This window comes from Bradyrhizobium sp. SZCCHNRI1009 (genome assembly GCF_032487575.1).
Classification (GTDB): domain Bacteria; phylum Pseudomonadota; class Alphaproteobacteria; order Rhizobiales; family Xanthobacteraceae; genus Bradyrhizobium.
Genome location: NZ_JAUEUL010000022.1, coordinates 77,258 through 89,887, shown reverse-complemented (window position 1 = coordinate 89,887; position 12,630 = coordinate 77,258). Strand labels below are relative to the sequence as shown.

Annotated in this window: 11 protein-coding genes; 4 read left to right on the top strand and 7 right to left on the bottom strand. The window is 65.6% G+C overall.

The annotated features are described in order from the left end of the window. Positions 1 to 168: 168 nt before the first annotated feature. Together QX010_RS27290 and QX010_RS27285 are read left to right on the top strand one after the other, a co-directional pair. The gene (locus tag QX010_RS27290) at positions 169 to 945 is read left to right on the top strand and encodes a thermonuclease family protein (protein WP_316182925.1); all 777 of its coding nucleotides are present in this window, start codon (positions 169 to 171) and stop codon (positions 943 to 945) included. 48 nt (positions 946 to 993) lie between these two features. Next, on the top strand, positions 994 to 2,460 hold the full coding sequence (locus QX010_RS27285) for a M48 family metalloprotease (protein ID WP_316182942.1): 1,467 nt from the start codon (positions 994 to 996) through the stop codon (positions 2,458 to 2,460). Positions 2,461 to 2,512: 52 nt separating this feature from the next. On the opposite strand, the gene QX010_RS27280 is transcribed toward QX010_RS27285, so the two are convergent. From QX010_RS27280 to QX010_RS27250, 7 genes are all read right to left on the bottom strand, one after another. Continuing rightward, on the bottom strand, positions 2,513 to 2,905 hold the full coding sequence (locus QX010_RS27280) for a hypothetical protein (RefSeq protein WP_316182924.1): 393 nt from the start codon (positions 2,903 to 2,905) through the stop codon (positions 2,513 to 2,515). A 198-nt stretch (positions 2,906 to 3,103) separates the two neighbouring features. Further along, entirely contained in the window at positions 3,104 to 3,934 is an 831-nt protein-coding gene (locus tag QX010_RS27275) for a CarD family transcriptional regulator (RefSeq protein WP_316182923.1), read from the bottom strand. A gap of 499 nt (positions 3,935 to 4,433) precedes the next feature. Continuing rightward, positions 4,434 to 4,772: a ferredoxin FdxA gene (gene fdxA, locus QX010_RS27270; RefSeq protein ID WP_035660174.1), complete on the bottom strand. Its 339-nt coding sequence runs from the start codon at positions 4,770 to 4,772 to the stop codon at positions 4,434 to 4,436. Positions 4,773 to 4,885: 113 nt separating this feature from the next. Beyond that, the gene (locus QX010_RS27265; RefSeq protein WP_316182941.1) at positions 4,886 to 5,194 is read right to left on the bottom strand and encodes an RNA-binding S4 domain-containing protein; all 309 of its coding nucleotides are present in this window, start codon (positions 5,192 to 5,194) and stop codon (positions 4,886 to 4,888) included. A 22-nt stretch (positions 5,195 to 5,216) separates the two neighbouring features. After that, positions 5,217 to 8,780 carry a helicase-related protein gene (locus tag QX010_RS27260; protein ID WP_316182922.1) on the bottom strand — a complete coding sequence of 1,188 codons (3,564 nt, stop codon included), beginning with the start codon at positions 8,778 to 8,780 and terminating at the stop codon, positions 5,217 to 5,219. Between the two features lie 534 nt (positions 8,781 to 9,314). After that, positions 9,315 to 10,091 (bottom strand): DUF3108 domain-containing protein, encoded by a 777-nt coding sequence (locus tag QX010_RS27255; protein WP_316182940.1) that lies wholly within the window; start codon positions 10,089 to 10,091, stop codon positions 9,315 to 9,317. A 68-nt stretch (positions 10,092 to 10,159) separates the two neighbouring features. Next, positions 10,160 to 10,378 (bottom strand): hypothetical protein, encoded by a 219-nt coding sequence (locus tag QX010_RS27250; protein WP_316182921.1) that lies wholly within the window; start codon positions 10,376 to 10,378, stop codon positions 10,160 to 10,162. Positions 10,379 to 10,676: 298 nt separating this feature from the next. Here QX010_RS27250 and rpmB point away from each other — a divergent pair, with 298 nt between their 5' ends. Together rpmB and QX010_RS27240 are read left to right on the top strand one after the other, a co-directional pair. Further along, positions 10,677 to 10,985 (top strand): 50S ribosomal protein L28, encoded by a 309-nt coding sequence (gene rpmB / locus QX010_RS27245; RefSeq protein ID WP_316182920.1) that lies wholly within the window; start codon positions 10,677 to 10,679, stop codon positions 10,983 to 10,985. 344 nt (positions 10,986 to 11,329) lie between these two features. Then, positions 11,330 to 12,592, top strand: a complete 1,263-nt coding sequence (locus tag QX010_RS27240) for a DUF2235 domain-containing protein (protein WP_316182919.1) — start codon at positions 11,330 to 11,332, stop codon at positions 12,590 to 12,592. Positions 12,593 to 12,630: the final 38 nt, after the last annotated feature.

Here is a 12,630-nt window from a genome sequence, read left to right as displayed (position 1 = left end):
CGGGCGCGTCGCTACATGGCGACGGCCTCTTTGATAGTTCGCATCATGGCGCACGTATTCGCATGCGGCAAGCGCTCAGCACGCTCAGCAAAGCGTCGCCGGTCGCCGCTTTCCGCTCAGTGGAATGGAAATTTCGTGCGATGATGCAGCATGACGAGGGAGCGCAGAATGAGGAGCAGACGGAGGCTGATCGCGCTCGGTGCGAGCGTCGCGATCGTCACGATGATGTCGGCGAGTCGCGCCATGCCGTGCATGTTCGCGGAGCTCGGCAAAGGCCGCGTCAGCGAGATCATCGATGCACGCAGCTTCCGTCTCGACGACGGCCGCGAGGTCAGGCTCGCCGGCGTCGAGGTGCCGCCGGAGGAGCAGCGCGCGACGTCGATGGATGCGCTGGACGTGCTGCTGCGCGGCCGCGACGTCGTGCTCCGCGGCGAGGACGACACCCCCGACCGCTACGGCCGGCAGCGCGCCTTCGCCTTCGAGGCCGGTGCGGACCAGCCGGTGCAGCGCGAGCTGCTGCGGCAGGGCGCGGTGCTGCGCGGCATCGACCTGCCCGACCGGGATTGCGCCCTCAGCCTGGACGCGGCGGAAGCCGAGGCACGCAGCGCCGGGCGCGGTCTCTGGAAGATTGGGACCGTCATAAAAAACACGGAAAGTCCAGACGATATTTTGTCTCGCGTAGGGCTATTTACGGTTGTCGAAGGGAAGGTGTTGTCCGTACGACAGACGGGGACAACAACTTATCTGAACTTCGCTCGTAACTGGACACGGGGCTTCGCGGTGATTATTCCAAAGCGTATGATGGCGGTATTGGAAGGTGCCGGCATCGACGTCAAATCACTTGCGAATCGGCAGGTTCGCGTGCGCGGTTGGATTGAAGCGCATGCGGGTCCGAGACTGGAACTGACGCAGACCGCCCAGATCGAGATTTTAAGCGGGAATTGACCGCTGAGGTACATGAGTAGCGACGTGAACCTGTCTATTCGAAAGCGCATGACGGCGATGAACTGCGGTTCGCGGATCGCACCGGCGCTGCTGTGCCTGGGATTGGCGCTGGCCGGTTGCAGCGACATGGGCAAGTTGCAGCAGGCGACGGCGCCGTTGCCGACGCCGCGGCCGAAGCCGGCGATGGTGCAGACGACGCCGGCGAGCGATCGCGAGCATGAGCGCATTCTTGCAACCTATGGCGGCGCCTATGAGGATCCCCAGCTCGAAGGTCTGATCTCCAAGATCGTCGACCGGCTGGTGGCCGTCTCCGATCGCCCCGACCAGGGCTACAAGGTCACGATCCTGAACTCCGGTGCGGTCAACGCCTTCGCGCTGCCGACCGGCCAGCTCTACGTAACGCGCGGGCTGATTGCGCTCGCCAACGACACCTCCGAATTGTCCTCGGTGCTGAGCCACGAGATGGCGCATGTGCTGGCGCGCCATGCCGCGATCCGCGAGGACCAGGCGCGGCAGGCCGCAGTGGTGACCCGCGTCGTGTCCGACATGGGCAACGATCCGGACCTGACGGCCCTGGCGCTCGCCAAGACCAAGCTGACGATGGCGAGCTTCTCGCGCACCCAGGAGTTCGAGGCCGACGGCATCGGCGTCGGCATTTCCGCCAAGGCGAAGTTCGATCCCTACGGCGCCGCGCGCTTCCTGACCTCGATGGAGCGCAACGCGGAGTTGAAGGCCGGCAAGGTTGCGATCGACCCGCGGGCCCAGGACTTCCTGTCGTCGCACCCGGCGACGCCGGAGCGGGTGCAGAACGCGGCCGCGATCGCCAAGCAGTATGTCTCGCCGGAGGCCAAGGAGCATGACCGCGAGACCTACCTCGCCGCGGTCGACAACATCGTCTATGGCGAGGACCCGAGCGAGGGCTTCGTGCGCGGCCGCCGCTTCCTGCATCCGAAGCTCGGCTTCACCTTCCAGGCGCCGGAGAACTTCACGCTCGACAACACGGCGCAGGCGGTGATCGGTGTCCGCGAGGGCGGCGCCCAGGCGATGCGCTTCGACGTGGTGCGCGTGCCGGCCCAGCAGACGCTCGGCGACTATCTGAATTCCGGCTGGATGGAGAACGTCGACAAGTCGGCGACCGAGGAGCTGACGATCAACGGCTTCCCGGCGGCCTCCACGACGGCGAGCGGCGATCCCTGGCAGTTCAAGGTCTATGCGCTGCGCGTCGGCAGCGACGTCTACCGCTTCATCTTCGCCTCGCGCCAGAAGACCACCGAGAGCGAGCGCAATGCGCGGGAGACCGTGAACTCGTTCCGTCGGCTCAGCCTGGAGGAGATCCAGTCGGCCCGCCCGCTGCGCATCAAGGTGATCACCGTTCAGCCGGGCGACACGGTCGAGTCGCTGGCGCACCGCATGACCGGCGTCGACCGCCCGGTCGAGCGCTTCCGCGTTCTCAACGGCCTCGACGCCCGCGCCCAGGTCAAGGTGCGCGACCGCGTCAAGATCGTGGTGGAGTGAGCGGACGCGAACGCGCCTTCCAGTAGTCGGCCCAGACTTCGGAACGATCTGCTCAGAACGGCCAGCCTGACGGCGGTCGTCGCGCGGGTTGCGCTCCGCCGAACACTGGCTCGCGCCGCTCGATATAGGCGATCATCTGCCTGAGCCGCGCCAGCACGCCGGTATCGCCGCTCCGGTCGGCCTGCGACACGACAAAGGCGGAGAGGCGATGGAGCAGGTCCTGCTCCTCGCGACTGCCGGTCGTCAGCGGTTGGGGGCCAGCGACGGGTTGCCTGTCATCGTGGACGAACAGTTCACGGTGATGCAGTCCGGCAGCGTCAGGCATTGCCGAGCGCTGCAGCCACAATGCGACAAGACTCCCGTCCTCCGTCTCGAAACGGGCTTCGTACGATCCTCCGTCGCGAAAGATTTCCACGGAGATCAATCTGGCCAATGCATGTAACATGGACTGCATCTTGGACCTGCGCGGGGCGCGAGCGGGGCCACGGTTGCGGCCTTCTATGTGATGGTGCGGCCTTGGGCCGGCAATCCGCTATCGTCTGTCCAACCACGCGAGAGTCGCGGCGAAACGCGCAAAGCAAAAAGCCCGACCTCACGGCCGGACTTTGCTAAGCAACTAATTGGAAAACGCTGTTACGGTCGATCAGGCGGCCTCGTCGGCCACGGCGGTGTCGTCGCCGTCGATGTCGTCACCCTCGCCTTCCGCATCGCCCTCGGCGACCGCATCGGCTTCGGTCTTGGCACCGCGGCGCGGGCTCTTGGCGAGCTGCGTCTCGATCTCCTTGACGGCCTCGGTCTCGGTCGAGTGCTGCACGACCGCGATCTCGCGCGACAGACGGTCGAGCGCGGCTTCATACAGCTGGCGTTCGCTGTAGGACTGCTCCGGCTGCGACTCCGAGCGATAGAGATCGCGCACGACCTCGGCGATCGCGACGATGTCGCCCGAATTGATCTTCGCTTCGTACTCCTGGGCGCGGCGCGACCACATCGTGCGCTTAACGCGGGCGCGGCCCTTGAGCGTCTCCAGCGCCTTCTTCACCAGCGCCGGGTCGGACAGCTTGCGCATCCCGACATTGGCGACCTTGGCGGTCGGCACGCGCAGCGTCATCTTGTCCTTGATGAAGTTGATGACGAACAGCTCGAGCTTGGCGCCCGCGATCTCCTGCTCCTCGATGGCCAGGATCTGGCCGACGCCGTGAGCCGGATAGACGACGAATTCGTTGGTCTTGAAGCCCTGGCGCTGGGTCGGCAGCTTCTTCTCCTCGACGCGCGGCGCGGCCGCGGCGGGAGCAGCCGGCTTGGCGGCGACGGCGGGCTTGGCAACAGGGGCAGCAGCCGCCGGAACGGCGGTCTTGGTGGCAGCCTTGGGCGCAGCGGCGGCCTTGGCAGGCGCAGCCTTGGCAACAGAGTCCTTTGCAAGAGTGGTCTTCGCGGCGGATGCTTTCGCGGCAGTCTTGGCAGTCTTTTCAGGCATTGCGCTTCTTTTGTTCTTGGTGGACTTGGCAGCCGAGGCCTTCGCGGCAGCCCGAATCTCCTTTACAGGAGCCCGGGCACGGCCCTTGGAAACGCTGCGGCTGGCCGCGGCGGCTTTTTTTGTACTCTTGGAAGCACTCTTTTTACGCGTTTTCTGTGACACAGCCTGCGCGCGGAACTGCCACGCCCCTGTTTGATGTTGCGGGAACCTAAAAGGGCGGCCAAAAAAAGGTACGCATGGCCGGGTTCGGCTCTGAGAATGTGCTATATATAGCACATTTGCCGCAAAAATCAATGATTTAGAGGCCGCAGGGGCGGTATTGTGACGGGTCCACGAAGTTAGGGTTAAATGAAGCGTGCCGGAATAGAACAACTCATGCGGCGGTTCCCGCTCGCCGCAGTGTCGTTCTAGGCCATTGTTTCCGCGTGGCGATTCCGATCAGCCACGGCCAGCTGCAGGATTGTCGGCGCCGCGCTCGCGCCGGTGCAGAGGTGACCTGTCAGTCTCCGGCGCCCGGCTTCGATGAAAAATATTTCTCGAATTTTCCGTCCTCGCCGTCGTGCTCCTTGGCGTCCGCCGGCGGGTCCTTCTTCTGCGTGATATTGGGCCAGGACTTGGCATATTCGGCGTTCACGCCCAGCCACTTCTCCAGCCCCGGCTCGGTATCCGGCTTGATCGCGTCGGCCGGGCATTCCGGCTCGCACACGCCGCAATCGATGCATTCGTCCGGATGGATCACCAGCATGTTGTCGCCCTCGTAGAAGCAGTCTACCGGGCAGACCTCGACGCAATCGGTGTATTTGCATTTGATACAGTTTTCGGTGACGACGTAAGTCATCCAAGGCTCCGGAACGGATCGACAAATCGGCTGGCTTGGACTAGCGCAGGACGTGTTGGGCCGCAAGTGAAGCGGGACGAAGAACTGAATTGGACTTGCGCTGGCGCAACCGATCAGCTTCGGCCGCTGCCGTCGAGATCGTCATAGAGCCCCTGCACTGACGCGGCATCGCCGCGTCGTTGGGCGAAGCCCGTCACCTTGAGGACGCGCACACGGCGATCGAGTGCGACGGTCAGCACGTCGCCGGTCTTCACTCCATGGCCTGGCGAAGTCTCACGCACACCATTGACCCGGACATGCCCCGACGACACCAGCGCCGCGGCGCTGGTGCGCGCCTTCACCAGCCGCGCATGCCACAGCCATTTGTCGAGGCGCTGGCGCTCTGACGGGGTATCGGACGTCGGCGTTGTCCCTCCAACCAATCTTGCCAACCGATCTTGCCGCTCAGTCCTTGCGGTTGTTCCCGGCGAGTTGCTCCTTGAGCGCGGCGAGCTTGGCGAACGGCGAGTTGGGATCGACCGGACGGTCGCGATCCCGGCCGCCGCCGCTGCTCGATGCGTAAGGCCGCAGCGCCGGGCCGCTGTCGCGCTTGTCGCGGCCGCCCTTGCCGAAGTCGCGGCCGCCGCGCCCCTCGCGGTCGCCACCGAACTTGCCGCCCTTGTTGCGGTCCCGGTTCTGGTCGCGCCCCTTGGCATCATGATCGCGGCGCGGCCCGCGATCCTCGCGCGCCGGTGCAGGTGCACCCCCGGCTGGAGCCGCACCAGCCTCCGGCGGGCCCTTGCGGAAGTCCTTGCCAAACTCCTTCATCCGGTCGCGCCGGCCATGGCCGCGATGATGGCGCTCGCGCGCCTCGCCGCCCTCGGCCGGAGCGGCCCCGGCCGATGCCTGACCGCCGGCAGCCTGCCCGCGCTCATGCTGCGGACGGTTGGTCCGGCCGCGATGATGGTGGTCGTGGCGCGGCCGGCGCTCCTCCGAGCGCCCGCCCGGCCGCCAGACCTCGACCATGACGGGCTCGGCAGCAGGCGCGGCCTCGGCGGGAGAAGCCTCGGTAGCGGTCGGTCCAGCAGCAGTTTCCACCGCGGCAGCTTCAGCCGAAGCGTCGCCGATGCCTGTTGCCTCGTTCGCGACGGCCTCAGCGGCTTCTGACTGCGGCGCATCCGCGGCGACGGCGGCTTCCGCCTCGGCGACGACGCTTTCGGCAGCCGTCTCGGCCACGGACGCTTCGCCCGCCACACCCGGCGTGACGAAATCGACGGTCGGCAGCGATGCCAGGGCCGAGACCGACGCGGCTTCCGGCTGCTCCTCGCTGACCAGGGCGGGCACCGCGACGGCCTGCTCGGTCACCGGAGCGACGGCGGCCTCCGCGACGGTGGGAATTTGCTCGTCGGCCGGCTCGCCGGCGACAACTGCGATATCCTCGCCCGGCACGGCCTGCGCATCTACTGGCTCAGCTGGAGCGGCTTCGGCAGCAGCAGCGTCCGCGACGGCAGCACCCTCGACCGGCTTCTCAACCGGCTTGGGCGGCAACGGCGGACGCTTCTCCATGCGATAGCCGAGCGCGCGCAGGATCGAGGCGAAATCCTCGCCGGCCGAGCCGGTGAGCGAGGTCATCGCCTGCGTCACCACGAAGCCGCGGCCGTCGAAGGCGCCGGCCGGCTTCTCGCCCGGTGCATTGTCGCGCCAGGCCAAAGCGGGACGAATCAGGTCGGCCAGCCGCTCCAGGATGTCGACACGCACCGCGCGCTCGCCGGCCTGCTTGTAGCCGAGCACGCGATAGGCATCGCGCGGCAGCGCCTTGTCGACCGGGAACGATGTCCGGCCCGAGCTCGCCAGATGCTGGGCGCCGGTCAGCGCGGACATATCGACATTGCCCTGCTTCTCGGCCCACAGCAGCGCCGCGAGCGCGCGTGCCGCAGGCTTGAGCAGCGCCGGGACGTAGATGTGATAGGCGCCGAAGCGTACGCCGTATTTGCGCAAGGTGGCGCGCGACGGCTGGTCGAGATCCTTCATCTCGGCCGCGATCTTGGCGCGTTCGATGACGCCGAGCGCCTCCACCAGCTGGAACGCGATGCCACGACCGATGCCGGTGATGTCCTCGGCCTTGGACAATTCGAACAGCGGGCCGAGCAGCTTCTCGATGTGCGTCTTCAGCCACAGATCGAGCCGCGCCTGGACCTTGTCGCGCGCGGCACCCGTCAACCGCTCGTCGGCGATGATGCGCAGGCGCGGATGCAGCGCGTCGTCGGCCGCGACCAGCTTGGCGACGGCGTCGCCGGTCCAGCGCACCGTGCCGTCGGCGGTGAGCACGATGTGCTCGTCGGGCGCGCCGGACAGCTTCTCCGCGCGCGCCTCGATCTCGCCGGCCAGCGCCTTCTGGGCAGCAGCCTGCAAGGCCTTGGCCTCCGAGCCGGCTTCGGCGGCGTCGGGCGCGAAGGTGAATCCATCCAGGCGGCCGATCGCGTGCCCTTCAACGATCACTTCGCCGGTCTTGCCGATTTCCGTATTCAAAACACTGTTCTCCCGCAGGCGCCGCATCAATACACTGGTACGACGATCAACGAAACGCTCCGTGAGCCGTTCATGAAGGGCGTCTGACAATTTATTTTCGAGTTCGCGGGTAATCCCCTGCCAATAATCAGGGTCGCGCAGCCAGTCGGGCCGGTTGGCCACGAAGGTCCAGGTGCGAATCTGTGCAATCCGCCCCGACAGCGTATCGATGTCGCCATCGACGCGGTCGGCCTGATCGACCTGGGCCGCGTACCAGGCGTCCGGAATACGCCCCTTCTGCATCAGGAAGCCGAACACGGTGGTCACCAGCTCCGCATGGGCGGCCGGCGACAGCCTGCGATAGTCGGGGATCTGGCAGGTTTCCCAGAGACGCTCGACCGCTTCAGCGCCATGCGCCATGTCGCGCACCTCGGCGTCGCGCGCGGCATGATCGAGCACGCGCAGATCCTCTGCGGTCGGCGCGCGCGTCAGCGCGTCATGCCCCGGCGTGATCGCCAGGGAGACCTGGAGCGCGCTCAAGGACGCGAAATCAAGCCTGGAGTTGCGCCATTGCAGCACCTTCACGGTATCGAAGGTATGGTTCTGGAGCGCATTGACCAGCTCGGGCTCGAATGGCGCACAACGTCCGGTGGTGCCGAACGTGCCGTTGCGCGTCGCGCGTCCGGCACGGCCGGCGATCTGGGCGAACTCCGACGGCGTGAGCCGGCGGAACTGATAGCCGTCATATTTGCGGTCGGACGCAAAGGCGACGTGGTCGACATCGAGGTTGAGCCCCATGCCGATCGCATCGGTGGCGACGAGATAGTCGACGTCGCCGTTCTGGAACATCGCCACCTGCGCGTTGCGGGTGCGCGGCGACAGCGATCCCAGCACGACAGCAGCGCCGCCATGCTGGCGGCGGATCAGCTCGGCGATGGCGTAGACCTCGTCGGCCGAGAAGGCCACGATGGCGGTCCGGCGCGGCTGTCGCGTGATCTTGCGATCACCGGCGAATTCGAGCTGCGACAATCGCGGCCGCGTCACCATCGACGCGCCCGGCAGCAGCCGCTCGATGATGGGGCGCATCGTCGCAGCCCCCAGCAGCAGCGTCTCGTCGCGCCCGCGGCGATTGAGGATGCGGTCGGTGAAGACGTGGCCGCGCTCGAGATCGGACGCGATCTGGATCTCGTCGACGGCAAGGAACGACACGTCGAGATCCCTGGGCATCGCCTCGACCGTCGATACCCAATAGCGCGGATTCTTCGGCTTGATCTTCTCCTCGCCGGTGATCAGCGCGACGGCCTCGCTGCCGACGCGATCGGCGATCTTGTTGTAGACCTCGCGCGCGAGCAGCCGCAACGGCAGTCCGATGATGCCGGAGGAATGTGCGAGCATGCGCTCGATCGCCAGATGCGTCTTGCCGGTGTTGGTGGGGCCGAGCACGGCGGTGACGCCGCTTCCGGGAGCACGGTCGGACGTGCGCTCGAAAGGCGAGGCAGCCGAAGAGGACGAAAAAGCCATTCGTTAAATGTGGGTCTCGAAGCCGGCGTTGGAAGCGCGCCGTTCACGCGCGACGGATGCGGAATTGTCCTGTGTCTGGAGAGGCTGCGATGCTGACCCCTGTCTCACATTGTGACGCATATAGTGCCGCAGCTTAAGCTTCGGAACGCCTTGAGAACGAATCACGAAGGAATCGCTGACTCCGTCGGCTTTCCGGCTTCGTTCACCGCAACATCTCGCGCTCTGCGATCAAGCCAGCACTAGATCAAGTTTTCGCGGGCTCCACAAGCAACGCTTTCGCGATGGAACTGGCACGCATTTCAGCGCGTCCCGAGTCGAATCAGAATCAGGGAAGAGTCAAACGGATTCACGCGCAGCAGACAGAATCGTATGTGACCGACAAATCGGAGGGTCAATGCGGAATCCATCGCATTCAAGCGAGAGCGGACGGCATGCCGTCAGACCTTCACGCCATGGCCGCTGTTGCGGCTCAGCCGCCGACGGGGGCGTGCCGCAGCGGCGAGATCCGACGTGGACGAAGAGAGATACGAGGCGCTACTGGGTCTTGGCGACGTGCGGCGCCGCCTGGGTGATGAACGACGTCGCCTCCAGCATCGCGGTCCCCAGCGGGGTCGGGATCACCATCTTGAACGGCACCAGCACGCGGGTGCCGGCGATCGGCACGAAGAAGATCTCCATGTTGCGGGCCTGAGCCAGATATTTGATGACAGGCCGGTCCGGGATGTAGCCCGCGACGGGCGTGAAGTAGATCGCGCAGACCAGCGCCGGACCGCGATAGCCCTTGTCAGCCTTGACGTTCTCCATGCGCTTGTAGTCGAGCTTGAGCTCGTAGCGCATGCGGCCGTCGAACACGGGCGCAGCGCCGCGGCACGAGTCCGGCGACAGCAATTCGCCATTGCCCGGCACCCGCACCAGAGAGGCCGTCATCGGATCGAGCACGCCGCGCTTGTGGGCATCCGTCACCGGAATGCGGTCGGGATCGACCGGCGGCGTCGGCTCGATGGCGAAGTCCTTCACAGTACCGTTCTGCAGATTGATGCGGATCTGCTCGGATTTCTTGCCCGTGGTGGTCGAGGCCTGGTAGCTCTGGCCGACCAGGGCGCCGTTGACGACGCGTCCCTGCACCGAGCCGGTGCCTGATCCCTGCGAGAAGCTCTTGAGCAGGCCGGCGGTGCCGCCCTGAGCCGCAGCACCATACTGATCATCCCCGATCTCGACCGCCCAGGTGCCCTTGCCGACGGGGATACCGGCCAGGGACGCCTCGTATTGAGCGTCCAAACGAGCCTGCGCCTGGGCGTTTTGCGCCAGCAACAACAGGCACAGCGCGGACCCGGCCGCGGCCAGGGGACCCGAGAGAGATGAGGGAACCGAGATGATGGTCACGTGACGAATGATCCTGCCGATCCGCCTGCCTGAGCGCCGGACCGATCCGACGCGCCGTCCTTGCTACTTAAGCCAAAAACGCCTTCAAACAACGCGAACCGTCCGACAATGGCGGTTTGTCCAGCGCTTTGCGCCTGAACAGCACTCAGAACCGTCGCCCGCAGCGCTGCCGAAACCGCGCCGCGAACCTCCGACCGCGCCAACATGATATCCATCCATCACGTCCGAATGCGCCCTTTATATGGTCTAAACTGCCGGCTATACTATTGATTACACGCCTGCTTTTCTGCTGGTCGGCGATTTCGGCCCGACCAGGAGGCGGCATGGGGTCGCGTCCTCCGGTTTCGCCGGCCCGGCTCCCTGTATTTGCCGCGGCCTTCAAAACCTTGACGAAAAGCCGCATCCCCCCTATAGGACCGCATCTCCCAGAGACGAGCTGGACGAGTTTTGGACCCCCGCGGCCCGCCGACATAGGCGGACGAAGGGTGCGGGGATGAGAGAGGATTTATTGCCATGTCGCGGCGCTGTGAACTGACGGCCAAGGGTCCCCAGGTTGGCCACAAGGTCAGCCACTCGAACATCAAGACCAAGCGGCGCTTCCTGCCGAACCTGTGCAACGTGACGTTCATCTCGGATGCACTCGGCCGCAACGTGCGCCTGCGCGTCTCCACCAACGCGCTCAAGAGCGTTGACCACAATGGCGGCCTCGATGCCTATCTGCTCAAGGCCAACGCCGCGACCCTGTCGCCGCGCGCGCTGGAGCTGAAGCGCGCCATCGAGAAGAAGGCGGCGGACGCTGCCCCGGCCGCCAAGGCGAGCTGAGAGAGCAAGCCAAAATTCAGGATTGATGCAGAAGCCGGACGCGTCACGAGCGGGGCTTCGGGCTGAACAAGATGTCGAAACGGCCGGATCGAGAGATCCGGCCGTTTTGCTTGCGGATGCGGTGACCAACTGACAACTCTGGACGCGGGCAGCCGGCGCGGGGCGGCAGGACAGGTCGGGTGACCATCCGTTCGTACAACGGCGCCCAGCAGTCACTCCGCTATGTCGGCCGCGCCACGCGCAGCAAGCGACCCAGACGAAGTGCCATAGGGAACCGACCTCCCCAACACCAGCCGGATGCTCTACACTCGTTGCGGTAGCATTTTTGCGGACATTCCTTTGCCATGAAGAATATTGTCATCTGCTGCGACGGCACCGGCAACGAGATCAGCGAGAACATCTCGAACGTACTCAAGCTCTATCGCTGCATGCGCAAGACCGACAAGACGACACCGCATCAAGCCGTATTCTACGATCCCGGCGTCGGCACGCTGACCCAGCCCGACAGCTGGCACCGCTTCAAGGCCAATTTCAACATGGTGCTGGGGCTCGCGACGGGCTACGGCCTCGACGACAACGTCATCAACGCCTACTCCTTCCTGGCCACGCATTACGAGGACGGCGACCGCATCTTCCTGTTCGGCTTCTCGCGAGGCGCCTACACCGTGCGCGTCCTGGCCGGGCTGATCCACAAGATCGGGCTGATCTCGCCGGGTCAGATCAATCTCGTCGGCCCGGGCGTGATCGCCTACAAGAAATACTCCTCCGACAATCCGAAGGCCGGCCGCGGCATCACCAAGGAGCTCGAGAGCACCGAGGAGGACGGGCCGATCCCGGAGAGCCGCGACGACCACGCCGCGCAGTTCGCGCGGATCACCTCGGCGCGCTGGCCGACGATCCATTTCGTCGGCGTGTGGGACACGGTGGCGAGCGTGATCGTGCCGCGCACCGACCGGCTGTTCGCGCTGCCGAGCCTCGAGGAGCTCGCCTTCACGATCGAGAACCCGAGCGTGAAGATCTTCCGTCAGGCTGCGGCGATCGACGAGCGCCGCTGCATGTTCCGGCTGAAGCCGTGGGGCACGCCGCAGACCTTCACGCCGAACCGCTTCAACAAGGCGCAAGCGCGACCGCAGGACGCCAAACAGGTGTGGTTCGCCGGCGTGCATTCCGACGTCGGCGGCGGCTATCCCGAGGTCCAGTCGGCGGCGTCGAAATATCCGCTGCTGTGGATGATCGACGAGGCGGTCGAGGCCGGGCTCACGGTCAATCCGCGCACGGTGAACCAGCTTGCCTGGGGCGTTCAGCGCAAGAACAGCCCGTTCTCCTATGTGGCGCCGAGCGTCCAGGGACCGCTGCACGATTCGATGACAGCGGCCTGGCGCCTGCTCGAATGGCTGCCGAAGAGCGCGACGTACAAGGAATGGCCGGAACGCAAGGCGCATTTCGGATTGTACATTCCGAACTGCGAGCCGCGCTTCATTCCCGAGGGCGCGTTCATCCACGAGAGCGTGCTGATGCGGATCGCGGAATCGCAGGACTACCGGCCCGCCAATCTGCCCGCGTCCTATGAGCGCGTACCGCTTCCGGTCAAACAGAAGGCGGAGTAGCAGCAACAGCGCGTTGCGCATCGGGCAGCGCCTTCGGT

Bases quoted from the DNA above. Each gene is read 5' to 3' on its own strand.
- QX010_RS27290 (WP_316182925.1), top strand. From the start codon at position 169: ATGAGGAGCAGACGGAGGCTGATCGCGCTCGGTGCGAGCGTCGCGATC.
- QX010_RS27285 (WP_316182942.1), top strand. From the start codon at position 994: ATGACGGCGATGAACTGCGGTTCGCGGATCGCACCGGCGCTGCTGTGC.
- QX010_RS27280 (WP_316182924.1), bottom strand. From the start codon at position 2,905: ATGTTACATGCATTGGCCAGATTGATCTCCGTGGAAATCTTTCGCGAC.
- QX010_RS27275 (WP_316182923.1), bottom strand. From the start codon at position 3,934: ATGCCTGAAAAGACTGCCAAGACTGCCGCGAAAGCATCCGCCGCGAAG.
- fdxA (WP_035660174.1), bottom strand. From the start codon at position 4,772: ATGACTTACGTCGTCACCGAAAACTGTATCAAATGCAAATACACCGAT.
- QX010_RS27260 (WP_316182922.1), bottom strand. From the start codon at position 8,780: ATGGCTTTTTCGTCCTCTTCGGCTGCCTCGCCTTTCGAGCGCACGTCC.
- QX010_RS27250 (WP_316182921.1), bottom strand. From the start codon at position 10,378: ATGGATATCATGTTGGCGCGGTCGGAGGTTCGCGGCGCGGTTTCGGCA.
- rpmB (WP_316182920.1), top strand. From the start codon at position 10,677: ATGTCGCGGCGCTGTGAACTGACGGCCAAGGGTCCCCAGGTTGGCCAC.
- QX010_RS27240 (WP_316182919.1), top strand. From the start codon at position 11,330: ATGAAGAATATTGTCATCTGCTGCGACGGCACCGGCAACGAGATCAGC.